21 protein-coding genes are annotated in these 23,604 nt (G+C 33.6%); 6 read left to right on the top strand and 15 right to left on the bottom strand.

Annotation, left to right across the window (positions count from 1 at the left end; translation table 11 throughout):
- Positions 1 to 7: 7 nt before the first annotated feature.
- Positions 8 to 1,888, bottom strand: a complete 1,881-nt coding sequence (locus tag ACY191_RS12390; protein WP_107526561.1) for an ABC-F family ATP-binding cassette domain-containing protein — start codon at positions 1,886 to 1,888, stop codon at positions 8 to 10.
- A gap of 113 nt (positions 1,889 to 2,001) precedes the next feature.
- Between ACY191_RS12390 and ACY191_RS12395 the strand changes: the two genes are divergently transcribed.
- Entirely contained in the window at positions 2,002 to 2,820 is an 819-nt protein-coding gene (locus ACY191_RS12395) for a ZIP family metal transporter (protein WP_042738191.1), read from the top strand.
- A gap of 394 nt (positions 2,821 to 3,214) precedes the next feature.
- On the opposite strand, the gene ltaS is transcribed toward ACY191_RS12395, so the two are convergent.
- From ltaS to ACY191_RS12430, 7 genes are all read right to left on the bottom strand, one after another.
- Entirely contained in the window at positions 3,215 to 5,155 is a 1,941-nt protein-coding gene (ltaS, locus tag ACY191_RS12400; RefSeq protein WP_042738190.1) for a polyglycerol-phosphate lipoteichoic acid synthase LtaS, read from the bottom strand.
- A 778-nt stretch (positions 5,156 to 5,933) separates the two neighbouring features.
- A complete protein-coding gene (locus tag ACY191_RS12405; protein WP_042738189.1) occupies positions 5,934 to 6,938 on the bottom strand; it encodes a 5-oxoprolinase subunit C family protein in 1,005 nt (334 codons plus the stop codon).
- Positions 6,926 to 7,633, bottom strand: coding sequence for a 5-oxoprolinase subunit B family protein (locus ACY191_RS12410; protein ID WP_042738188.1), 708 nt, complete (start codon positions 7,631 to 7,633; stop codon positions 6,926 to 6,928). Before ACY191_RS12410 ends, ACY191_RS12405 begins: the two co-directional genes overlap by 13 nt.
- Positions 7,634 to 7,661: 28 nt before the next feature.
- The gene (locus tag ACY191_RS12415; protein ID WP_042738187.1) at positions 7,662 to 7,865 is read right to left on the bottom strand and encodes a hypothetical protein; all 204 of its coding nucleotides are present in this window, start codon (positions 7,863 to 7,865) and stop codon (positions 7,662 to 7,664) included.
- A 153-nt stretch (positions 7,866 to 8,018) separates the two neighbouring features.
- Entirely contained in the window at positions 8,019 to 8,627 is a 609-nt protein-coding gene (locus ACY191_RS12420) for an aminotransferase class IV (RefSeq protein WP_229366990.1), read from the bottom strand.
- Positions 8,627 to 9,766, bottom strand: a complete 1,140-nt coding sequence (locus ACY191_RS12425) for a chorismate-binding protein (protein WP_229366989.1) — start codon at positions 9,764 to 9,766, stop codon at positions 8,627 to 8,629. Before ACY191_RS12425 ends, ACY191_RS12420 begins: the two co-directional genes overlap by 1 nt.
- Positions 9,750 to 10,343 (bottom strand): anthranilate synthase component II, encoded by a 594-nt coding sequence (locus tag ACY191_RS12430; protein WP_229366988.1) that lies wholly within the window; start codon positions 10,341 to 10,343, stop codon positions 9,750 to 9,752. Before ACY191_RS12430 ends, ACY191_RS12425 begins: the two co-directional genes overlap by 17 nt.
- A 253-nt stretch (positions 10,344 to 10,596) precedes the next feature.
- Between ACY191_RS12430 and queC the strand changes: the two genes are divergently transcribed.
- The 5 genes from queC (at position 10,597) to ACY191_RS12455 (ending at position 13,719) form a co-directional block, all read left to right on the top strand.
- Positions 10,597 to 11,268 carry a 7-cyano-7-deazaguanine synthase QueC gene (queC, locus tag ACY191_RS12435; RefSeq protein ID WP_229366987.1) on the top strand — a complete coding sequence of 224 codons (672 nt, stop codon included), beginning with the start codon at positions 10,597 to 10,599 and terminating at the stop codon, positions 11,266 to 11,268.
- A 1-nt stretch (position 11,269) separates the two neighbouring features.
- Positions 11,270 to 11,695, top strand: coding sequence for a 6-carboxytetrahydropterin synthase QueD (queD, locus tag ACY191_RS12440; RefSeq protein ID WP_042738182.1), 426 nt, complete (start codon positions 11,270 to 11,272; stop codon positions 11,693 to 11,695).
- Positions 11,688 to 12,404, top strand: coding sequence for a 7-carboxy-7-deazaguanine synthase QueE (gene queE, locus ACY191_RS12445; RefSeq protein WP_042738181.1), 717 nt, complete (start codon positions 11,688 to 11,690; stop codon positions 12,402 to 12,404). Before queD ends, queE begins: the two co-directional genes overlap by 8 nt.
- Positions 12,405 to 12,801: 397 nt before the next feature.
- The gene (locus tag ACY191_RS12450) at positions 12,802 to 13,398 is read left to right on the top strand and encodes a hypothetical protein (protein WP_229366986.1); all 597 of its coding nucleotides are present in this window, start codon (positions 12,802 to 12,804) and stop codon (positions 13,396 to 13,398) included.
- A 60-nt stretch (positions 13,399 to 13,458) separates the two neighbouring features.
- Positions 13,459 to 13,719 (top strand): GlsB/YeaQ/YmgE family stress response membrane protein, encoded by a 261-nt coding sequence (locus ACY191_RS12455; RefSeq protein WP_042738179.1) that lies wholly within the window; start codon positions 13,459 to 13,461, stop codon positions 13,717 to 13,719.
- Positions 13,720 to 13,926: 207 nt separating this feature from the next.
- Here ACY191_RS12455 and ACY191_RS12460 read toward each other — a convergent pair whose 3' ends face one another.
- From ACY191_RS12460 to ACY191_RS12490, 7 genes are all read right to left on the bottom strand, one after another.
- On the bottom strand, positions 13,927 to 14,991 hold the full coding sequence (locus ACY191_RS12460; RefSeq protein ID WP_229366985.1) for a glycosyltransferase family 2 protein: 1,065 nt from the start codon (positions 14,989 to 14,991) through the stop codon (positions 13,927 to 13,929).
- A gap of 794 nt (positions 14,992 to 15,785) precedes the next feature.
- Positions 15,786 to 16,625 carry an aldo/keto reductase gene (locus tag ACY191_RS12465; RefSeq protein WP_107512572.1) on the bottom strand — a complete coding sequence of 280 codons (840 nt, stop codon included), beginning with the start codon at positions 16,623 to 16,625 and terminating at the stop codon, positions 15,786 to 15,788.
- Positions 16,626 to 16,808: 183 nt separating this feature from the next.
- Positions 16,809 to 18,158, bottom strand: coding sequence for a hemolysin family protein (locus ACY191_RS12470; protein WP_042738176.1), 1,350 nt, complete (start codon positions 18,156 to 18,158; stop codon positions 16,809 to 16,811).
- Positions 18,159 to 18,426: 268 nt separating this feature from the next.
- Entirely contained in the window at positions 18,427 to 19,596 is a 1,170-nt protein-coding gene (nagA, locus tag ACY191_RS12475; RefSeq protein WP_042738175.1) for an N-acetylglucosamine-6-phosphate deacetylase, read from the bottom strand.
- Between the two features lie 174 nt (positions 19,597 to 19,770).
- Positions 19,771 to 21,714 carry a PTS fructose transporter subunit IIABC gene (locus ACY191_RS12480; RefSeq protein WP_042738174.1) on the bottom strand — a complete coding sequence of 648 codons (1,944 nt, stop codon included), beginning with the start codon at positions 21,712 to 21,714 and terminating at the stop codon, positions 19,771 to 19,773.
- Positions 21,715 to 21,716: 2 nt separating this feature from the next.
- On the bottom strand, positions 21,717 to 22,640 hold the full coding sequence (pfkB, locus tag ACY191_RS12485; RefSeq protein WP_042738173.1) for a 1-phosphofructokinase: 924 nt from the start codon (positions 22,638 to 22,640) through the stop codon (positions 21,717 to 21,719).
- Entirely contained in the window at positions 22,637 to 23,398 is a 762-nt protein-coding gene (locus tag ACY191_RS12490; RefSeq protein WP_229366984.1) for a DeoR/GlpR family DNA-binding transcription regulator, read from the bottom strand. Before ACY191_RS12490 ends, pfkB begins: the two co-directional genes overlap by 4 nt.
- Positions 23,399 to 23,604 lie beyond the last annotated feature (206 nt).

The following is a 23,604-nucleotide window of genomic DNA, read 5'->3' on the forward strand; positions in this document are numbered from 1 at the left end:
AGATCCCTCATTGTTCTTTTAGTTCTTCAAGTTCACTCCATCTAGCAATATCATCTTCATAAGTTTGATTTAGTTCTTGTTGCTCTTCACTTAATGCTTTAATCTTTGCGTAGTCTGAACTTGCATTTATCATTTCTTCTTCTATCTCTTCTAGCCTTTGTTCAGTCGTTTCTATGCGCTCGATAATTAATTCGTATTCTTGTTTTTCTTTATAGCTCAAACCTTTTTTCCTTTTTTGAGTAGGCTGAGGTTTCACTTTTTGTTGTTGTTTTTCTATTTCCCGTTGTTTATCTTGTTCTTTTTTATAAGCTTCATAATCGTCAAATGAACCAATAATACGCTCCATTATACCATCATGAATATACCAAAACTCTTTAGCAACTTTATTTAAGAAATATCTATCGTGACTGACGGTAATTACTGTACCACCAAATGTATCGATATATGATTCTAATATCGTTAACGTCTCAGTATCTAAATCATTGGTTGGTTCGTCGAGTAATAGGACGTTCGGTTGATGTACTAATAATTTCAATAAATACAAACGTTTCTGTTCTCCTCCAGAAAGTTTATAGACTTTCTTTCCATGTGTGGCACTCGGGAATAAAAATCGCTCTAATAGTTGCGTAATTGACACTGATGTGCCATCTTTTTCCTTTGCAACTTCACTTTCTTCTCTAAGATAGTCAATCATACGAATATCTCTGTCTAAACGCTCTTCTGTCTGTTTAAAGTATGCGACTTTGACGGTTTGTCCAACCTTTAAGGTCCCTTCAAATGCACTATCTTCACCACTTAAAATATTCAATAACGTTGTTTTACCGACACCGTTAGGTCCGACAATACCGATTTGTTGACCATTTTGTATAATTTGCGTAATATCTGCAAACAATGTTCTATCTGGAATACGTTTTGTTAATTGTTCTAATTCAAACACTTGCTTGCCTAAACGTGAATACGCTAAGTTGAGCGAAGCTTGATCTTGTTGCTGTTGTTGCTTTACTTCTTGTTCTAAATCACTAAATCTATTCTTCCTTGCTTGTTGTTTGGTAGTTCGTGCCTTAACTCCCGCACGCATCCATGCTAATTCTTGTTTATACAGTGAGCGTTGCTTAGCTTGTTGCTTTTGCTCAATGATTTCGTTCTCAGCTCTTTGCTCAATATATGCCTCATAATTCCCTGGATACGTTTTTAATTTTCCTTGTGTTAATTCAATGATTCTGGACGAAACTTCATTTAGAAAATAACGATCATGCGTTACAAACAAAACAGTATGAGGATATTGTTTCACATAGTTTATTAACCAATTTATAGATTCAAAATCTAAATGGTTGGTAGGTTCATCTAATAATAGTAAATCAGGTTGCTCGATTAATGTTTTAGCGAGGCCGACACGCTTTTGTTGGCCTCCTGATAATTGATTTACAGGCTTCGTCGTATCATTAATGCCTAGCTTAGATAATATTGTCTTGATTTCAGAACTGTAATCCCAAGCTTGATTGGCATCCATTGCTTCTTGAGCTTGCATCATTTTCTGAAAATGTGCATCAGTTTGTTCTGCACTATATTGATTCACAGCAAACTCATAATCACGTATGACTTGTAGTGTCTTTGTCTCCGAAGTTAATACTGCCTCAAAAACAGTTAAATCTTCATCAAATTCTTGCTTTTGAGAAGAATAACGGATGCGATAGGAGTTGGGATGCGTGATTTCTGCATCGTAATCTTCGTCTATACCTGCTATTACCTTTAATAAAGTACTCTTTCCAGTACCATTAATACCTACGAGACCAATTTTTTCACCATTGGATATCGAGAGTTGTAAATCATCAAAGATAACTTTATCGGCATAGGATTTATGTAAATGTTCTATTTTGTAAGCTTCCATAATCCAACATCCTTTTTAAATATCGATAAATATAGTTAATTCTGTTAAAATTAATTTCAGTTCCATACATTATACACCTTTTTGGGTTCAAATGATACAAAGGAGACAAGCTTATGACGGAATTTTTCCAAGCATTACCTCCTTATATCCAAGCACTAATAGCTGGAATTATCACTTGGCTATTAACAGCACTAGGAGCTGCAGCCGTATTCATATTTAAACGTGTAAATGATAAGATTTTAAACTCAATGCAGGGTTTCGCCGCAGGGATTATGATTGCTGCAAGTTTTTGGTCTTTATTACAACCTGCCATCGATTATGGTAAGGACTCCTCATTTGCATGGTTACCAGCTGCTATCGGATTTTTATTGGGTGGGCTATTTATTCGTGCCTTAGATTTAGTTATACCTCATATCCATCCCAATACATCCGATGAGAATCAGTTCCATGAAGGTGTTGGCACTAAGAAACTCAACAAGAATACTTTACTAGTCTTAGCAATCACGTTACACAATATACCCGAAGGCCTCTCAATTGGTGTTGCTTTCGGTGGTATTGTTTCGGGTAATGGTCAAGCGACATTATTAGGGGCATTAAGTTTAGCTATAGGTATAGGTATACAGAATATACCTGAAGGGGCAGCACTATCTATGCCTATTCGAGCAGCGGGGGCATCTCGATGGAAGGCTTTCAACTATGGACAAGCATCAGCAATTGTAGAGCCAATATTTGCTACAATTGGTGCAGCTGCAGTATTAGTCATTACACCTATGTTACCGTATGCATTGGCATTTGCTGCAGGTGCGATGATATTTGTTGTTGTTGAAGAATTAATCCCAGATTCACAAGCTAGTAATAACACCGACCTTGCCACACTCAGTCTAATGTTAGGATTCACCATAATGATGATTCTTGACGTTGCACTTGGATAAGGACGATAGCATTACTTATTAATATCTGATTTACAACAAAGCGTTTAGCATATGATTTATAAATGATGACATTACGGTAATATTGTTTGCGATGATTAAGCATCAATCTCATATCATACCTAGTGACTTATTGTTCATTTATATCATATCGTCATTAAACGCTTTTTTGTTTTATATATAGATTCCTCATGTATGCACAAATAAGGCAACATAACGCTTGTGAAGTTAGAGTATTTGCACTAGATATACAATTTTTTAATACAGCGGTAAAACCACACTGTACGATGCGCATAGCGTAAGGTTTTTTAATACAAAAAAGAAGGTAACGCTCTGTTTCATCGAGCGTTACCTTCTTGCTATTTATTATTATTTTCACATTATAGTTAAGTCTCTTCTAATTTTTTTCTTGTCCTTTTGGACCTGTTTTATATTCATATTTAGAAGGATTTATTTTATCGAAATCAGGGTTCTTATAGAATCTGAATAAGTCACCGTTTAAGACATTGTCACTCATTTCTAAGTCTTTTTCAGCTTGTTGTTTACGTTTTTCAAAGTCTTTCGGTGTTTTTGTTACAGGCTCATTTGTCTTATTATCATAAATTCTACCATTAACATATTTATAGTCTTTAGTAATAAAGTCACCATTTCTGAATGGTACTGTATCATTATGATCTTTAGATAATAAGTCTGTACCCATCATCAAGTAATTCTTAGTATCAATACCCATTAAGTGTAAGATTGTAGGCATTACATCGACTTGACCAGCATATGTCTTATCGACTGTACCTTCTTTACCAGGAATCTTCAACCATAAACCTGTACGGTTTAAGTCTGTAAATTTAGCTGGAGTAATGTCTTCACCTAATAGTTTTTCCATGGCTTTATTATGGTTTTCTGAGATACCGTAATGGTCACCATAGATCATGATAACTGAATCGTCATATAGACCTTTTTTCTTCAATTCATTAACAAATTGTTCTAATGATTCATCTAAGTATCTCGCAGTTTGAATATAACCATCAACTGTAGAATCACCCGTATTTGGTCTATCTATTGTTGCATCTTCAGATGACAACGTAAATGGATAGTGGTTTGTTAATGTAATTAAATGTGTATAGAATGGTTCTTTTTCTTTTGCTAAGTAATCAGTTGATTCTTTAAAGAACTCTTTATCTTTAAGTCCAAGGTTTTCGATATTATCTGGTGACATATCGAAGTATGTTGCATCATAGAACTTATCGATACCAAAGTGTTTGTACACTTGATCACGGTTCCAGAAAGTTTTGTAGTCACCATGCATAACGCTTGATGTATAACCTTGTTGTTGATCAAGGATAGCTGGTAATGATTGGAAGGTATTATCACCTTTCAATGAATAAGCTGACCCTTGTGGTAGACCATATAAACTGTTATCCATTGTAAACTCAGCGTCAGATGTTTTACCTTGGCCAGTTTGATGGAAGAAGTTTGGATAATATCTATATCCTTCTTTACCAGTTGACAGTTTATTTAAGAATGGTGTTACCTCTTGTCCGTTAACCTTTTTATTAATTAAGAAAGTTTGGAAACTTTCTAAGTGAATTTTGATAATGTTTTTCTTCTTAGCTGCACCAAAATATTCTTTATTTGGTTCGACTTGCTTTTGCTTTGTATAATTTAACACTTTTGTTAAATCATCTTCGTTTGCAAGCGCTTTTTGCTGTTTGTTTTGAATTGTTTTTACGCCATCATACACTGTGAAGTTATATGGTCCTAAATATTTAACTAAATATTTATGGTCAAATGTACGTGTTAACAATTGTGGACGATCAGATTCTGCAAATGCTAAGTTTAAGAAGAATAACGCGACTGATGCTGCCATTATGACTGGAACAAATTTTTTGCTAAATACGCGTTTATCAATCCATTTTTGTTTAAAGATTAAAATAAATAAGTAAATAATCGTATCAAGGAAATAAATGAAATCGTACCATTTAAATGAAGCTGTTACTGCTCCACCCATCGAATCGACGTTACCCACTTGATTTAACGTACTGAACGTTAAGAAGTCAGAGAAGAATCTGAAATACACAACGTTAGCATACAATAGGAAACTTAAGATAAAGCCTCCAATAAAGATAAACCAAAAAGCTTTCTTACCTTTAAAGAATAAGAAGACACTTAAAATTAAAGCCACTAAACTGTATGGATTCATTAATAAGATTAAGTTTTGAACTAATCCTTTAACACCTAAAGAAAAATCAACATAATATGAAAAATACGTCTTCAACGTGACAGTAATCACCGTCAGTATAAAAAACGCAAAAAGAGTCAATTTCTTTTTGTGTAAACTCATGTTTGTTTCCCCCGTTATAAATTAATATAGGCTGGTTATTATCCATACCTAGAAAAAATTGGCAAAGTTACTGTAATGATGTCCTGTTTGCGATAATCATATTGCTTAGTAATTCATTAAATCGTTATTTGCAAAAATACAATCCTTCAGGCTTTAAAGTCATTAAGAAACACATCAGTTATGTTGGCGATTTTACTTCTTTTTAATTTAAAATTTGAGTTCAATTCATTGTTTTTAATATCAATATGCATATCATAGTTATCAATTGTACCAACACATAATATTAATAATTTGCTATCAAATTTAATTATGTAAAGGCAAGATTTACATTCTGCCTATTTTTGTAATACAACTGTAACAAAACGCATACAGTTCAATTAATTAATATAAAGCAATTCAAGTCAAATTTCAAGTAAAAACACACTTTTTGAGGTGAATAAACTTATAAAAATCCTTTTATTAAGGACTTATTAACGACATATTAACAATCTATTAAGGAACAAGATACGTTTTAATTATACGCACTATCTCTGATATATTAATCAGACTATAGTCCTATATATAAAATAAGAAACAATTATAATATGTATTAATTTCTTATATTTTTTTAATAATATCAAACAATCATCCGTCAATTCAAACTAAAAACGAAAGAAATCACGTTAAAGCAAACGTGATTTCTTTTCGTATTATCTCAATTATTATTAATGAGTACAAACTATATCTGCACGCAACATGATAAGAATATCATATTGTTATATAATTCCACTTTTTTTTGCTATTTCAGCATTTCTAATTGCATTCTATACTCAATGCCATGAAATAATTGGTTTAGCCAGTTAGAATATTTCACAAGATTTTTCTCAGCAGTTTCAACATCTATAAATTGGAATTTTAATTTAGTACCTTGATGTTTTTGTCCTAATTTAGTTAAATGATAGCTCGCAATTGTTCCTAGTTGGGGGTAACTCCCTAACGTATAATGATCATTGAGTAGGATAATCGGTGTACCGTCACGCTTTACTTGAATTGTGCCTCGTTGGACAGATTGATGTGCTGGCATATCCTCATAATATGCTTTTACAGACGGTCCTTCAACGAGCATGCCAACTCTATTTGCCTTACTTGAGACCTTATATTCACCAAGTGTGAAACGATTCAGTGCATTCTTTTTAAAGTCTTCTGTACCTTTATTTTTGATGACATGAATTACATCTGACATATAGTTAAATGATAATGCATAGCCATCTATACCCCAGTCTGTTTCTCGGCGTTCTTCAAGATTTTCAAATAGTTTATGATGACGTTCTGTATAATCACGTTTCATATTTATCTCGTCGCCTTTTTTTAATTTGCGACCATGAAAACCACCAATTTGAGATTTAAAGTCTGTAGACGTAGAACCAAGCCATTCGTCTAATTCAAAACCGCCACCGATTGCTAAATAGACACGAGACGTTCGCTTTGTTTCCGTAAAAGCAAGTACATCCCCTTTTTCCATTAAATATAATTTATTAGGCAATACCTTCATATGCTCTGTTGCAGCTTTAAAATTCCCACCACTTAAAGCAATAAGTGTTGGTTCGGTAAAGCGGATACGTGCCATATTATTAGTCATTTCTAATGTTGCTTCACGTTTATCATTTGCGACGAGCCTATTTGCAATTTCATGTGCTAATGGATCTAATGCGCCACCAGGTATAACACCATTATGTTCATATCCTTGACGTCCAAAATCTTGAAAGCTTGAAAATAGCCCCGCATCTTCAATTATAATTGACATGGTTTAAAGCCTCCTAAGTCAAGTTCTTGTTCTGTAACAGGTTTAAATTGCACATTATCTCCTAACTTTAATTTAGCAAAATCAACTTTGTTAGGATTAAATAGCTCAACCGGAGTATAACCAACAACCAACCAGTCACCATAAGTATCCGTTGTTGTTATGCCACACTTTTTACCTTCAATAATAACTGATCCTGCAGGAATAAAGGTCTTTTCATCACCGGTATGATTGACAAACAAACGTTTTTCCATACCTGTTAAATAAGGAAAACCAGGCGTGTAGCCCATCATTGACACAAAGTAATTAGGCTTCGTATGTAATTTAACAAATTTATCCATTGTTAATTTATAGTATTTTAATAAAGCTTCTAAGTCTGGACCATATTGCCCACCATAAATGACAGGGATTTCTATAGCTGGTGCCGCTTCATCGACATGTGTAATTTCTAGTTGTATGGATTGTAACAATGCTTTCATATACAGAAATGGCGAGCGAATATTATGATGTTTAATCATGTCTCTTGCATCATAACAAATCATCATGTCTGATTCTGTTGGAACAATTTCTGTAATAAAAGAAAAGTTTTTGCTTGATAAATAAGACTTTAACGCCAATAAATCTTCTGTTAAATCTCTTGAGACTTCTTTTTCTATAGAGACCACAATTGCCTGATCTCCCTGGCTATAAATCTTCATAAATTCACCTCATAAATAGTTACCTTGCTTAATGGTAGAATACACGCAATCCTTGAACTAAGTGATGTATAAGTTCAATCATAAAAAAGTAAATAAAGATAATTTGGACAATACAAGATATAGTAACTATGATTTGCGCACGTATAACCGCGTGTTGCTTTAATAATTGATTCGTCCATAACTTTGTTAACATCGCTAAAATGATAATCGCTACTGCCCAAATCCATATCATCCATCTTGCCTCACTAACTCATTATTTTTATTTAAACTGTACCTACTCAACGACATATTAATCTAAGTTATTACTTAAAGTTCATTGTGGAAACGATTATTTTATCGTCATTTACTTTGTAATAAAGTATCACTGTTGTACTTAAGCTTTATTTTAAAGATAAAACCTAACCTCGGCAACCTCTCTTAAACTATTTATCAGAAAAACCTCAATCTCTCCACGAATCAATTTATCCTTGAACACGTCTATCGAATAATCTCGCTCTATTAATTTACCTTCTTCAATGAGTTCCTCTCGCATACAACCTTTCAAGAAATCCCCATTATACTCCGGCGTATAATATTGATCATCTTCCTTTATCATGACATTACCGATATCAAATTCTAATAACTTGCCAGATGCATCATATAATAATATCAAATCTGTCGTATGATCGTGTGCCAAATGGTCGCGATGCGTTGTCTTATAAATGACTTGATCTCTGTTAGTTGGCCATTTCAATTGTACTAGTCGTGCCGTAAAATAACTTTTACTTGGTAAATCAGCTACGACATGTTCCATCTGTCCTTGCTCATCAACCAAGACCTTTAAGCGGAACGTCCCATAATGATAAGTTGAACTAACTTCTTTGATAATATCCTCAAATGTTTGTTGTTGAAATTTAATATCGAGATTTTCACATGCACTACGCATTCTTTTAATATGATAATTCAACCTGTTTACTGTTCCATTCTCTAACTTCATTGTTTCAAATAATTGCATTATAATCTCTCCAATATACGCGTCTTATCTTTAAATTCTTGAATTTCTAATTCTGGATTTGAATCAATTGTAATCCCAGCACCAACGCCATATACCGCTTTACCATTGATATATTGAATGGTTCTAATAGGCACATTAAAGATAGACTTGCCATTCGGTAAGAGTAAACCTATTGAGCCACAATAAATATAACGCGGTGTTTGTTCTAATGCTTTGATATATTTCATCGTATTTAGCTTGGGCGCTCCAGTTATAGAGCCACATGGAAATAGTGCCTTTAATACATTGACTAGTGACATTGTGTGATTGACTTTACCCGTCACCATTGTCGTCATCTGATAAACGGTCGTGTATGCTTCTATATTAAAAAGTTGATAGACATGAACTGATCCTGATTGTGCAATTCTACCTATATCATTACGTAATAAATCTACTATCATTACATTTTCAGCTTTATCCTTTGCTGAATGACGCAATGTTTCTAAATTTCGACGATCTTCTTCAGGCGTCCGACCTCTCGCTATGGTCCCCTTCATCGGTTTACTGACGATAACATCCTCATCGTCTTTAAATGGCCCCCTCTGAAAGAATAATTCAGGTGATATTGATGCCACTTTCAGTTCTGATGTATCGATTAAAGCAGAATAAAAGCCATTATTTCCTTTTAATAATATTTCATATAATGCCGCAATCGGATAATGAATATCATCTATTAAACGTGTTGTGTAATTTACTTGATACGTATTCCCCTCAATTATTGCCTGTTGAACTGACTTTATATGATCCATCATCGTCGTATGACTTAATTGAAATTGAAAATTGCATCGTTGACTATGCCCTTCATATTTCGGAGGTTCTGTCATATCATAGCTTTCAAAAACATAGGCCGCAGCATAAAGGTTACATTCAGAAATTGAGACGGTTGCCATTTCTGGATTAAAATAGCTTGCCGCTTCATATGATAAATATAATGCGACATAATACCCCATTTTTTGCTTAGTCTCTGCAAAGTTAACCACGTCACCTACATCTTGCAATTGATAGGCAAGCCTTTGCTCAATACTATTTGTAAAGTTATACTGATGTGTTTCATGTTCTATTTCATCCTTTAAATAGCGATAATTAAACTGGATTTGCATGTTTTGTCACCATAATTTCTATAAATAATTTCAATTGTTCAATGCCAAATTCACTTAATATGGATTCCGGATGGTATTGTACGCCGTATATAGGGAGGCTTTGATGTTCAATTGCCATAATAATTGCTTCATCATTACGTGCAGTAACCTTTAATTGCGATGGCATTGTATCTTGTTGTGCCATCAATGAATGATATCGCATTACTTTAAATGACTGTGGTAAGTCCTTAAATATACCTTCGCCAGTATGCTCAATAACTGTCGTATGACCATGAATTGGGCGATAACTTTTAACAATGTCGCCACCATAGTATGTAATAATATGTTGAAATCCCAAACACACTCCTAAAATTGGCACTTGTTGTGCAAATTCGTCCATTACTTCCGTTAGTATTGGATAATCCTCAGGTGTTCCCGGCCCCGGAGAAATCACAATGCCTTTTGGTTGAATTTGTTGTATCTTCTCAATCGACAACGCTGTAACATCAATAACACAAACACCATCTTTGTAGATTTGCTTAATATAATCTACAATGTTGTATGTGAATGAATCTTTATTATCAATCATTAGTATCATGCGTTCACCTCTTTTTAATAGATATTCTATAATATGATATTAACCCTATTATCACAAATATCACCTTGATTTTACAACGTAAATATATTATTCTATATCACGGCATAAATGAATACAAAGAGGTTCCTAGCTGATACCCTCTATAAAAAACTAGACACTCAAAAACGTCTGTCTTTTTATAGAGACAGACGTTTTTTTGCGTCATTTTTAATTTAAAAAGCTAGTATGAAATTAATAAGGAGTGTACAATACTATGACGCAACAAACATTAAATAATGATAAAGCCATTGTCGTCTTTAGCGGGGGTCAAGACAGTACTACCTGTTTATTCTGGGCTAAGAAACATTTCTCAGAAGTTGAACTCGTAACCTTTCAATACGGGCAGCGTCACGACACAGAAATAAAAGTAGCTCAACAAATAGCTGAAGAACAAAACGTCAAACATCACTTGTTAGATATGTCATTATTATCACAGCTAACTCCAAATGCATTAACACAACATGACATGGATATCGAAGAGACAGAAGATGGTGTACCTAATACATTTGTCCCTGCAAGAAACTTATTGTTTCTTTCATTTGCAGGTGCATTAGCTTATCAAATAAATGCTAAACATATTATAACGGGTGTTTGTGAAACGGATTTTTCAGGGTATCCAGATTGTAGAGATAGTTTCATAAAATCTATGAATGTAACACTGTCACTTTCAATGGATAAAGACTTTGTCATTCACACACCTTTGATGTGGCTAGACAAAAAAGCAACATGGGCCCTAAGCGATGACTTAGGCGTACTTGATTATATAAGAACAAAAACACTTACCTGCTACAACGGCATCATCGGCGAAGGTTGTGGGAAGTGTCCGGCTTGTCATTTACGTGCACGCGGTTTAAATGCATATTTAGAAGAAAAAGGAGCGCGATAATATGTTCCAACAAAATTATCCAAGTGTACAACACGATTATCAATTTGAATTAAATAAAGATTTCAATTTTTCAGCAGCACATTACATTCCTAGTGAAGATGCTGGAAAATGTATGAGAACACACGGTCATACTTATTTCGTCAACCTAACGATTGCTGGGGATACATTAGATCATAATGGATTTCTTGTGAATTTTAGTGAATTAAAAAAAATAGTACATGGTCAATTTGATCATCAATTACTAAATGAACTACCACAATTTACAGGTAAGAGTCCATCTACTGAAGTTGTGGCACAAACAATTTATGAAATGGTACAAAGTGCATTAGATGAACGCCAGAATAAGCCACAGTGCTTACAAGTATATGTAAGAGAAACGCCAACAAGTTATGTTGTCTTTAGACCTAAGGAGACTTCACATGAGTAAGATACCTGTTCTAGAAATTTTTGGTCCAACCATTCAAGGTGAAGGTCGTGTTATCGGCCGTAAGACGATGTTTGTCAGAACAGCTGGATGTGATTATAGATGTAGTTGGTGTGATTCGAGCTTTACTTGGGACGGAAGTGCAAAAGAAGATATTCAGTTAATGACTGCTGAAGAAATATACGATAAATTATATGAAATCGCCGGCGATTCCTTTAATCATGTAACTATTTCAGGAGGTAATCCTGCATTGATTAAAGGGATTCAATCTTTAGTTGATTTATTCGACAGTAAAAATATCCAAAGCGCTTTAGAAACACAAGGAAGTAAATTCCAACCTTGGATGACACAAATTGATGACTTAACAATTAGTCCCAAACCACCAAGTTCTAAAATGAAACCTAATCTACCTATACTTGATGACGTAATAGCGAAATGTGTTCCAGAAACACTTAACCTTAAGGTTGTTATATTCGATGATGAAGACTATCAATTTGCTAAAATGATTCATCATCGTTATCCAGAGATACCATTTTATTTGCAAGTTGGTAATCCATACTTAGATGGAGAATATGTTGAATCACATACTGAAAGATTATTAACATTATATGAAACCTTGGTTGATCGTGTTATGGCGAGTCCCGATATGAATAATGTTTATGTTTTACCTCAATTACACACACTACTTTGGAGTAATAAAAAAGGTGTTTAAATTGAGATTTTACTGTGATGCGTTGTATAATGCTCTTTGTCCTAACAACGCATCACTTTTTTATGATAAAATTTAGCATTATTAAATAAAATCATAAATTACTGTTAAGCCAATTATTAAATTGAATTTGAAACCCTGTCATTCAAGCTTAACAACCATTACGTTTATTAACTGATTAACAAGTATTTAATAAATGCTATAATAAATAAAACTTACTTAATCATTTAATAGGACAGTTACACTGCTTATTATTAAATATAATTTATTTGAAAAATAATACTAAAATAAAACATTTGAATAAATGATTTTAAACACGTGACATTGCATGTTTTCGTATGAATAAATTTATCTTAATTGATATAATATTGCAGTGAAGTATCTAGGTTAGGAGAGCACCATGCTAATTAATATAATCATAAATATAGCTACGGTATTAGTCATCCTCGGCATTGATTTATATCGTCAGAATTATAAACAACTCAAGTTTAGCTCTATACTCATTGCATTAACCATTTCTAGCTTTATCAATTTAATTATCGTCGGCAAGTATGACTTCATTTCACTTTATACCAATATACAATTGATATTATGGACAATCTTACAGCTTTACTTAAATAGAAAGGTACATACGTATGTAATTTCACAACAAAAATTCATTGCCTTTATTATTACAAGTATATTGAGCACTTCGTTAATCCTAACGTATAGTACAAGTAATGATTCATACTATATGTCAGTACCTTATTTAGCACCAACAGTATTTATGTTCGGGGCAATCATCGTATTTTATACTACCTTTTCACCAAGTGAAAAGGAGAAATTCGGATTTATACATCGTATTAAACATCCGATTCTTGTAGGACAAATACTAATGATTATTGCTACTACATTAATGACATTACTCACACCTTATTGGTACATGTTTATTATAATCCATGCCATTTTTATCGCTTTTATTATTTGGCAAAATATATTTTTACATAAACGTGATTAATCCAATTCAAATTGTGGTAATTATTAATATCGTAGAAATTAATTATAAGGAGGTTATATTATGGGATTTATATTAATGCTTATCGTCGGCGGTTTAATCGGTTGGATTGCTGGTGGCATCGTCGGTAAAGATATTCCAGGCGGTATCTTAGGTAATATTATTGCCGGTATCGTTGGTTCTGCTCTAGGTAGTTGGCTACTTGGAGATTGGGGTTGGCATTTAGGTGGCATCGCCATTTTCCCTGCGTTAATCGGTACAATTATATTAGTTGCAGTTGTATCATTTGTAGTAGGTAGACTACGTAAGAAAAATTCAAAATAATATAACCAATTAAAATTGTTTGCAGTCAAAATGTTATCAAATGAAACATTTTGACTGCTTTTTTATAATAAAAAGCTTCGTAATCTCAGTATATTTACTGCACATTACGAAGCTTTTATTGAAATGATTCAAAGCAATCAACTTAGTATAATTATCACTATCTCTGGATAATCATTGTGGAACTATTTACTTTGAATTTTTTATAAATTAACGATGATTAACTAACTCTTTATCTTTTCTATAGTGTCTCTTATATTTGAAATGATTGCTATTCAAATCCTCTGTAGTCACATTTGAATCTAAATCATGACTTAAATTCGACTTCACTTTATCATTACTTAAATTAGAAGCTTGCACTATATATTTAGGTCGCGCTTTAACTTCATAATAGATACGTCCAATATATTCACCGACAACACCTATAGAAATGAGTTGAATACCACCAAGTAGTAATATAGCTGCTATAGTTGAAAAGTATCCTGGCGTATTAACTCCATTTAATATAATACCTGCGAAAATAAATGTAATGTAAAGTATACTAACAAAGAATACAAATAATCCAAGATAAATCATTGCACGCAGTGGCTTTGTATTAAATGATAACAATCCATCAATACCATAATTTAACAATTTACCAAATGACCATTTGGACTCGCCATCTTCTCTTTCAACATTTTCATAGGTAAACACTTTAGTATTATAACCAATCCACTCGTATAAACCTTTAGAGAAACGATTGCATTCCTCCAACTCTGTAAGTGAATTAACTGCACGTTGACTTAACAATCTAAAATCACCAACGCCATCTTCCAATTCAATGTCTTCGACAAAGCGATTGATTACTTTGTAATAAATGCGTGTCATAATTTTACGTGATTGTTTTTCACCTGTTCTATCTCTTTTTGCTACAACTTGATCATAACCATCCATGTAGCCTTCAATCATTTTAGGGATTAATTCTGGTGGATGTTGCAAGTCAGCATCTATCATAATTACTGCATCACAGTCTTTACTATGCTGATAACCAGCTATCATAGCTGATTCTTTACCGAAGTTTCTACTAAATGAGATGAATTTTACGTGTTGATCTTTAGTAGCTGCTTCTTGAATATAGTTAATTGTTTTATCTTTACTTCCATCATCAACAAATAATAAATCATATTCATATTGATGATGCGCACTATCTTTTGATAATATCTCCGATAAACGTTGATAAGTTTTTAATATTACTTCACCTTCATTAAAGCAAGGCACAATTACTCTTATTTGCATACCTTAACACCTTCATTTCAGTTACTTCTATTCCTACTTTATCAATATTAATCATCTTTATGCTAACTTAACCCTTTGAATTTACACAATCTTTATACTCTGTTAATATTCATGTGTAAAACTTAATCTTTTTAAAATTATAATTGCTTTTTTGATTAGATTTCATTATAAATCTAATAACGGATGGACGTCATTTGTTTGATATATTCAATAATATAATAGTCTAAAACTAATACGCATAAAAATTATAATTAGTTTCAAGTCTTTAAATTATTCCCCTTTTTTAATAATAAAAACAAATTCACTTTATATTTAATACATAAAAGCACTTATTCTAATCGCTCATTAACTCATTTTATTATTTACAGTATTCCGTATTATTGGCTCGCTTTCCTAGGGGACAGCTTCAGCCTGTTGTCTTCAGCTTGTCCTGTTCCCTCAGGAGTCTCGCCTGAATACTAAGCAATGTATTATAGTTCCACATTAGTTTTAGACATTGATGACTTAGTATTAAACTTAATTTGAAAGTCTTTTATTACAAGATAATGCTTATTTTTTCTATAATAATCAGTCATTTGTAACGATTCATACACAAAATGACACAATAGGTAAAAATGATGCGTTTGAAATTATAAACTCAAATCTATTTATCTTAAGCTATGACAAAGATATACGTTCATAATTATAGCGTTTAAATATAAAAGAGAGTTAATCCTTTACGGAATAACTCTCTTATTTTGCGAATGGAGATTTAGCCCCTACTCCATTTGTTATATCTTATATTTGCCAATCTGTTATTTTAAAGTGCCTATCGCTACTTTATCAGGATCTTTACCTTGTCTTTCATTCACATTTAAATTATCAATTTGAGCAATATCTGTTAATTCCAAATTGAAATCAAAAATATCAATATTTTCTCTAATGCGGTCTGGTGTTTTAGATTTAGGAATAATGAGTCTATTATGTGCAAGGTGCCAACGTAACACAATTTGTGCTGGTGTCTTATCATATCGTTTCGCAATATCAGTAATTATTGGATTATCTAGTAGTCCTTGATTTCTCATCAACGGCATCCATGCGGTTACTGCTATATCATGCTTGTCGCAAAAATCTTGCAACTCTTGTTGGTTAAAGTAAGGATGTACTTCAATTTGATTAACTGCTGGTACCACATCTGTCTCTTCCATCAACCTTTCCAAATGGTGTTGTTTGAAGTTGCAAACACCAATCGCACGTACCCAACCTTCTTCATACAATTTTTCCATTGCTTTATAGCTTTCAATAAATAAATCATTTTCTTCACATGGCCAATGAATAAGGAATAAATCTAAGTAATCTGTGCCAAGGTTTTCAATAGACTTGGTAAAATATTCGATTGTTTTATCATAACCTTGATAATCATTCCATAATTTTGAAGTAATAAATAAATCTTCGCGAGGTATATCTGAATGTTTGAGTGCATTACCAAGTGCAATTTCATTTTTATAAAAATATGCAGTATCAAATGCTCTATAACCAGCTGCTAATGCCGCTTCAATAGATGTCTCCATTTCTTCTTCTGTAATTTTATATACACCGAGACCAACCTTAGGCATTGGGTAACTATTATTTAAATAATAAACGTCTTCAATCATGATGCAAATCCCCTTTCAATAACTTAAATCATTGTTCATTACATTTTAATATACACTGCCATAAAAATATACTAACAGCGCTTATAATTGATTTTCATCCTAATATCAACTCATAAAAAAACCAGCTAAGCCTTTACATAGGCTCAACTGGTTAATTAATTATGACAAGTTCAGAATCAAAAATTAATCTTTTTCTTCTTCGTCTTCTTCATCCTCTGGTGTTGGACGTGTTTCATTAAATTCATATTTTAATATAACACTAATGATTTGATGATTATCAATTTCTGAAATAACCCAACGATCGTATTCAGTATCGACATAATCATTCTGTTGTAAATTGGTATTGTGTGCTTGTAACCATCCACCAATTGTATCAATATCATCCGAATCAACAAATTCAATACCAAATTGATCATTTAAATCATCAAGTAATACTCGACCATTAATTTGATATTTATTGTCAGCTAATTTAACTACATCGTTCACTTCATCATCATCAAATTCGTCTCGGATCTCACCAACAATTTCTTCTAATATATCTTCCATTGTTAAAATACCTGCTGTACCACCATATTCATCAATAATAAGACTCATATGTACATGCTCACGTTGCATACGAATTAAAGCATCACTGATACGTGTTGTTTCAGAAATCATTGGTAAATCATGGATATAATTACTTACTTTAATTGGCTTACCAGATGCATATTCTGTTAAAAATTCTTTAACATTTACGAAGCCTTTCACATGGTCTTTATCACCATCTTCAGTAATAGGATAACGTGTAAATTGATGTTCTTTAATCGTCTCTAATAATTCATCGACATTAAACGGTTCATTTAACGTTATCATTTGTGTACGTGGTACCATGATATCCTTTGCGTGGCGTTCATCAAATGAGAAGATATTTTGCATATAAGCTAACTCAGTTTGATTAATTTCTCCGCCATTATAACTGTTGTTTATTATGATTTTAATTTCTTCTTCAGACATTGCATCGTTATTAGCGTCTGGATCAACTCCAAACAATCGAATAATCATTCTCGCTGATCCATTCATTAACCAAATTAATGGTTTCATTACTGTTCCAAAGTAATACAATGGTCTAGCATAGATTAAAGCTAGTTTCTCCGTATATTGAATGGCCAAAGTCTTAGGCGCCAATTCACCAAGTACCACATGTAAATATGTCACTACAATAAATGCTACGATAAATGAAATGGTTGTAGTCAAAGCCTCTGGTAAGTGAATCAATTCAAACAATGGATGCAATAATTTATCAAATGTCGGCTCACCAAGCCACCCAAGTCCTAAAGATGTAACAGTTATACCTAACTGACATGCTGATAAATAATAGTCTAAATTCTTAATCATCTTCTTCACGACTCGAGCGCTACCATTGCCCTCTGACGCAAGTTGTTCTATTCTTGTCGTTCTTACTTTAACAAGTGCAAACTCCGATCCGACGAATACCGTCGTCAATGCTATTAAAAGAAAAAATATAACTAAGTTCATTATGGTCACAGTTTCCAATTAGTTCCCTATTTCTAGGGATTCACCTCCAAAATTTCGTGTCACAATAGGTGACCGTTCATAAAATTGTTTATCTGGTACTACTATTAAATTAATTACTAAATCCTTCCCATTGTAACACCTCCCTAAAAATACGCATTTCCTTTATTTTATCATAATGTAATCTTGCAATCTAATTTATACTACAAAATTTTATTTGTTCAACTAGACATTTAAACGCAAAAATTTGTTTGAGTCAACTTTCTAATTTTTCTTTTTATTTTATCTTTTAAAATAATCTTTTAACAAATTGGTGTATTTCACCTTCTTTAATCGTTGCACAAACTTGTTGATCGTCATCTAAAATAACTATATCTGCATCTTTCCCCACAGATAAGCTACCTTTTTGATGATCAATATTTAATGCTATTGCTTGATTGAGACTTGTGACACGCCAAACTTTCTCAAGTGGTTCGCCTGTATATTTCAATAAATTATTTAGGCCTTCATTCATTTTTAAAATACTGCCAGCTAAAGCTCCTGAAGCTAATCTTGCCTCAGCACCTTGTACATGCACATTTTGACCACCTAAATCATATTCACCATCTGGCATACCTTTAGCTCTCATAGCATCAGTAATTAAGAAAAATTGCTCATTACCTTTTTGTTTAAAGGCAATCTTTACAGCAGCAGGATGCGAATGAATACCATCAACAATCAGTTCAGTACTCAATGCGTCATTCGTCCATGCAGCGCCAAACACACCAGGCTCTCTATGTTCAAATGCAGTGCCAGCATTATATAAGTGCGTTACATGTTTAGCACCTTGTGATACGGCTTTATTTACCTCATCATACGTTGCAACAGTATGACCTATTGAGAATTTAATTTTGTCATGGAATGCATTTAATGTTTCTTCGGCTCCAGTCACTTCAGGAGCAAAGGTTATCACTTTAATTTGACCATTCGCAATGCTTTGAAATTGTCGTACTTTTTCAATCGAAGGTCGTTGAACAAATTCTGGATTCTGTGCGCCTACTTTATGTTCAGAAATAAATGGCCCTTCTAGATGGATTCCAACTATGTCTGCTGCTTGGTATTTATCATGTTTACTTTGATAGCTCACAATTGTTTTCAAAGCTTTCGTAATATTATCATCTGATTGTGTCATTGTCGTTGCTAAAAAGCTCGTTGTTCCTTCAGATAATAACGATTTTGCAAGATGTTGTAATCCGTCTTCAGATGCATCCATTGCATCTTCACCATATCCTCCGTGAATATGAATATCAATAAAACCTGGTAATACGTGATGACCTTGTGCGTCATATGTAGTCAGTTCACCTTCATATTTTCCTTTACCTACACCGGCAATCTTACCAGCTTTGATGATTAAATAACCCTTTTCTATTGTTTCATACTCTGTATAAATTCGACCATTTTCAATTACATACTCTGCCATGCCTATCTACCTTCTTTACGTTATTTTACTCATTTCACACACTGACGCTTTTCTCCCATTTTACCAAAATTATTTACCATATTATAATCTTAAGTTTATTTCATATAAAATAAAAAATTCAGTAGAAATACGTTAGCAACGCCTTTCTACTGAATTAATTTAATATATCACATCTTATTCATTCATTGCTTCTGAAGCACGGATTTCTTCTTTTCCAAGTTTAGGCTTCAAGATACCATATAAAATCGCTGCAACGATTGAACCAATAACAATTGCTATTAACGATTGTAATACGTGACCAAAGTCTGTACCAACGATAACGAAGATACCACCATGTGGCGCTTGAATTGAAGAACCTAAACCAAGTGCAATCGCACCTGCAACACCTGAACCAACCATCATAGATGGAATAACACGTATAGGGTCAGCTGCTGCGAATGGAATCGCGCCCTCTGTAATAAATGATAGACCCATTACATAGTTTGGTACTATAGAACCTCGTTGTTCTTTAGTAAATTTCTTCTTAAAGATTAACATTGCTGTAGCAATAGCAATTGGAGGAACCATACCACCAATCATTGCTGCTGTAATTGGAGCCGCATTACCTTCAGTTAGTGCCGCTGTTGCGAATACATATGCTGCCTTATTGAAAGGACCACCCATGTCAATCGCCATCATTGCACCAATAACTAATCCTAGTAACATAATATTTGTGCCTGATAAACTTTGTAAACCATTAAGTAATAAATTATTCAACCAAGATGCTGGTGGATTTAATACATAGATCATTAGTAAACCAGTAATTGCTACAGAGAATACTGGATAAATCAATGTTGGTTTTAAACCTTCAAGTGCTTGTGGTAAACCACTGACCACCTTTTTAATACCTTGTGTTAAGTAACCTGCTAAGAAACCTGCTAAAATACCGCCAATAAATCCTGAATCACCAGAAACTGCTAGCATACCACCGACTAAACCTGCTGCGAAACCTGGTTTATCTGCAATACTACGTGCGATATATCCAGCTAATATCGGAATAATTAAAGCAAAGGCACTATTCTTACCGATATTCCATAATTGCTCTGCAAAGGCATTATGTTCTGAACTTTTTGGATCAAATGAGTTTGGTCCAAATAAAAAGACGATTGCCATCAAGATACCACCAGCAATAACAAGTGGTAACATATTAGAAACACCGTTCATTAAGTGTTTATAAATTGTCTTACCGACACTTTGTTTCTCATTCGAACTTTCTGATTTACTACTATTTCCTCTTGCTACAAATGGCGTTCTTGAAGTATCTTGAGCCATATCAATTAACTCTTTAGGTCGCTTGATACCATCAGCAACTGGTACTTCAATTACATTTTTACCATCGAAGCGATCCGTTTCAACATGAACATCAGCCGCAACGATAATTCCTTGAGCACGTTCAATATCTTCTGCTGTTAGATGGTTTTTAATTCCGCCTGAACCATTTGTTTCAACTTTAATATTGACGCCCATTTTTTCCGCTTGTTTCTTCAATGCATCACGTGCCATATACGTATGTGCGATACCTGTCGGACATGCTGTAACAGCTAATACATATGGTTCATTGCTATCAGCAGATGTTGTTGCTGATGCTGCAGCTGCTTCTGAAGCTTCCTCTTCTTCGGTTGCCTCATCATCAGCTCTATCAATAATATTCAATACTTCTTTTTCAGATGATGCGTTTAATAAATCCTTTCGAACATCTTCATCCATTAAGATACCTGATAATTTTGCTAATGCATCTAAATGCGTTTGTGCGCCGCCTTCCGGTGCTGCAATCATAAAGAATAAATGCGCTGGTTGCATATCTAAACTTTGATAATCGACACCTGCTTTAGATTTCCCAAACGCAATTGCTGGTGTGTCCACTGCTGCAACCTTAGCGTGCGGTATTGCTATTCCTTCCCCAATTCCCGTCGTGCTTTGTGATTCTCTATTATGAATTGCTTCTTTAAAGGCTGTAACATCATTTAATTTACCAGCTTTGTTTAATTGATTAACTAATTCATCAATTACTCCATTTTTATCGTTTGAAGAAAGGTCCATCGCTATCGTGTCTTTTGTTAATAACTCAGTAATTCTCATAGTTATACACTCCCATCTAGTGTCTTAATTTCAACTTGTGACTGGATGTCTGATATAGCATCACGCGTCGCTAAATCTTCGCTAAACGCTGTTGCAGTCCCTGCTGATACTGCTTGTTTAAATGCTTCTCCCACAGATAATCCATTTTCTAAACCGGCAACCATACCTGCCACTGTGCTATCACCTGAACCAACAGTATTAATAACTTGGCCATTTGGGACAATAGCTTTAAAGCTTTGTTTGCGATCAACATAAATCGCTCCATCTCCACCAAGTGAAATAATGACTGACACTGCACCCTTATTTAAAATTTCATGTGCATACTTAATCACTTGTTTATCAGTTGTAATCTCTGTATTAAACATAACCTCTAATTCATCTTTGTTCGGCTTGATAAATAGCGGATTATACTTCAACACACTTTCTACTAAATCTTTCTCAGCATCTACTACAAGCTTTGCACCTGTTTCACTAGTAATCTTTGCAATTTGTTCATAAGCATCCGCTGGTACACTTTTTGGAATGCTACCCGCAACGATAACTGTGTCTTGGGGAGTCGTTGATTCTATTTGCTGTAATAAATCTGAAAATTGAGTCTCTGAAATAGTAGGTCCTGGTGCATTAATTTCTGTTTCTTTCCCAGTCTTTAATTTCACATTGATTCTGGTATCCTCGTCTACCTTTACAAAATGAGTTGCAATATCTGCTTGCTCTAATGTATCTTCGATAAACTGTCCAGGAAATCCTCCTGCAAAGCCTAATGCAGTTGACGAAACGTCTAAAGTCTTTAATACTCTTGATACATTAATTCCCTTTCCTCCTGCAAATTTATATGTTTCTGTAGCACGGTTTAAACCATCTAGTTCGAAACCTTGTGCAAACATTATATAATCGATAGAAGGGTTAAAAGTTACTGTGTAAATCATAATGTTCCCCCGATAAAATTGTATTTTTCTGAAAAATATTGAAACGTCGTACCTTCTATTGCTTTCTTAGATGTAACTAATGTCACTTCATCAGAGAGTGGCACATGTGCAAAATACACTTTGTTAAATTTTGAATGGTCTACTAACACAAAATTTCGTGTTGCTAAGCCCATCGCTTTATTCTTAATAATGGCTTCTTGGTCATCTGGAGTCGTCAATCCATATTTCAAATCAATACCATTCATACCGAGAAATGCCTTATCAAAGCGATAACGATCCAGTGTTTCAACCGCGCTAACTCCGACAGTTGCAAATGTCGTAGATTTCACTTCTCCACCAATAATCAATGTACGTATACCTTGCTTTAACAGCTCTTCAACATGGGTTAAACCATTTGTCACAACAATAATATCTTGCGCTTGTATATACGGAATCATTTCCAGTGTTGTCGAACCAGCATCTAAATAGATACAATCATTATCTTCAATTTGCTGTGCTGCTAATCTTCCTATTTCTTGCTTTTCTCTATGGTTAGTACTGCGCTTATCTGCTAAATTAGGTTCTAATAGAGATGATTGGTTGAGTGTTGCGCCACCATGAACTCTTTTCAGTTTACCTAGTTGCTGAAGTTTAGATAAATCTCTTCTAATTGTTGAAGCACTACATTCAGTTCTATCAATCAATTCCTGTAACGTTAGAAAGTCTTTTTTTGACAGTTCAGTCAAAATTAACTCATGGCGTTTTTCCGTAATCATCATTTCACCTCATCTCAAAGATATTATAATGTTTCCGCTTTCTTTTTTCAATCACATTTTATCAAAAACAATCAAAAACAATCATTATTTCTGAAATTTTTCAACTTTTTGTCACTTTTTGCCCATTCATTTCGAAAACAACAAAAAAAGATGCACAAACGATCAAATACTTTACTCGTTTATACATCTCTGTAACTTCATTGTATATA

The sequence above is a fragment of the Staphylococcus sp. TCBT05 genome, assembly GCF_055179755.1.

Excerpts from the sequence above, each read along its gene's own strand:
- pfkB (WP_042738173.1), bottom strand. The coding sequence starts at position 22,640 with ATGATTTACACAGTAACTTTTAACCCTTCTATCGATTATATAATGTTT.
- ACY191_RS12460 (WP_229366985.1), bottom strand. The coding sequence starts at position 14,991 with ATGCAAATAAGAGTAATTGTGCCTTGCTTTAATGAAGGTGAAGTAATA.
- ACY191_RS12455 (WP_042738179.1), top strand. The coding sequence starts at position 13,459 with ATGGGATTTATATTAATGCTTATCGTCGGCGGTTTAATCGGTTGGATT.
- ACY191_RS12450 (WP_229366986.1), top strand. The coding sequence starts at position 12,802 with ATGCTAATTAATATAATCATAAATATAGCTACGGTATTAGTCATCCTC.
- ACY191_RS12465 (WP_107512572.1), bottom strand. The coding sequence starts at position 16,625 with ATGATTGAAGACGTTTATTATTTAAATAATAGTTACCCAATGCCTAAG.
- ACY191_RS12405 (WP_042738189.1), bottom strand. The coding sequence starts at position 6,938 with ATGTCAATTATAATTGAAGATGCGGGGCTATTTTCAAGCTTTCAAGAT.
- ACY191_RS12425 (WP_229366989.1), bottom strand. The coding sequence starts at position 9,766 with ATGCAAATCCAGTTTAATTATCGCTATTTAAAGGATGAAATAGAACAT.
- ACY191_RS12390 (WP_107526561.1), bottom strand. The coding sequence starts at position 1,888 with ATGGAAGCTTACAAAATAGAACATTTACATAAATCCTATGCCGATAAA.
- ACY191_RS12480 (WP_042738174.1), bottom strand. The coding sequence starts at position 21,714 with ATGAGAATTACTGAGTTATTAACAAAAGACACGATAGCGATGGACCTT.
- queD (WP_042738182.1), top strand. The coding sequence starts at position 11,270 with ATGTTCCAACAAAATTATCCAAGTGTACAACACGATTATCAATTTGAA.
- queC (WP_229366987.1), top strand. The coding sequence starts at position 10,597 with ATGACGCAACAAACATTAAATAATGATAAAGCCATTGTCGTCTTTAGC.
- ltaS (WP_042738190.1), bottom strand. The coding sequence starts at position 5,155 with ATGAGTTTACACAAAAAGAAATTGACTCTTTTTGCGTTTTTTATACTG.
- ACY191_RS12415 (WP_042738187.1), bottom strand. The coding sequence starts at position 7,865 with ATGATATGGATTTGGGCAGTAGCGATTATCATTTTAGCGATGTTAACA.
- ACY191_RS12395 (WP_042738191.1), top strand. The coding sequence starts at position 2,002 with ATGACGGAATTTTTCCAAGCATTACCTCCTTATATCCAAGCACTAATA.
- ACY191_RS12430 (WP_229366988.1), bottom strand. The coding sequence starts at position 10,343 with ATGATACTAATGATTGATAATAAAGATTCATTCACATACAACATTGTA.
- queE (WP_042738181.1), top strand. The coding sequence starts at position 11,688 with ATGAGTAAGATACCTGTTCTAGAAATTTTTGGTCCAACCATTCAAGGT.
- nagA (WP_042738175.1), bottom strand. The coding sequence starts at position 19,596 with ATGGCAGAGTATGTAATTGAAAATGGTCGAATTTATACAGAGTATGAA.
- ACY191_RS12490 (WP_229366984.1), bottom strand. The coding sequence starts at position 23,398 with ATGATGATTACGGAAAAACGCCATGAGTTAATTTTGACTGAACTGTCA.
- ACY191_RS12420 (WP_229366990.1), bottom strand. The coding sequence starts at position 8,627 with ATGCAATTATTTGAAACAATGAAGTTAGAGAATGGAACAGTAAACAGG.
- ACY191_RS12410 (WP_042738188.1), bottom strand. The coding sequence starts at position 7,633 with ATGAAGATTTATAGCCAGGGAGATCAGGCAATTGTGGTCTCTATAGAA.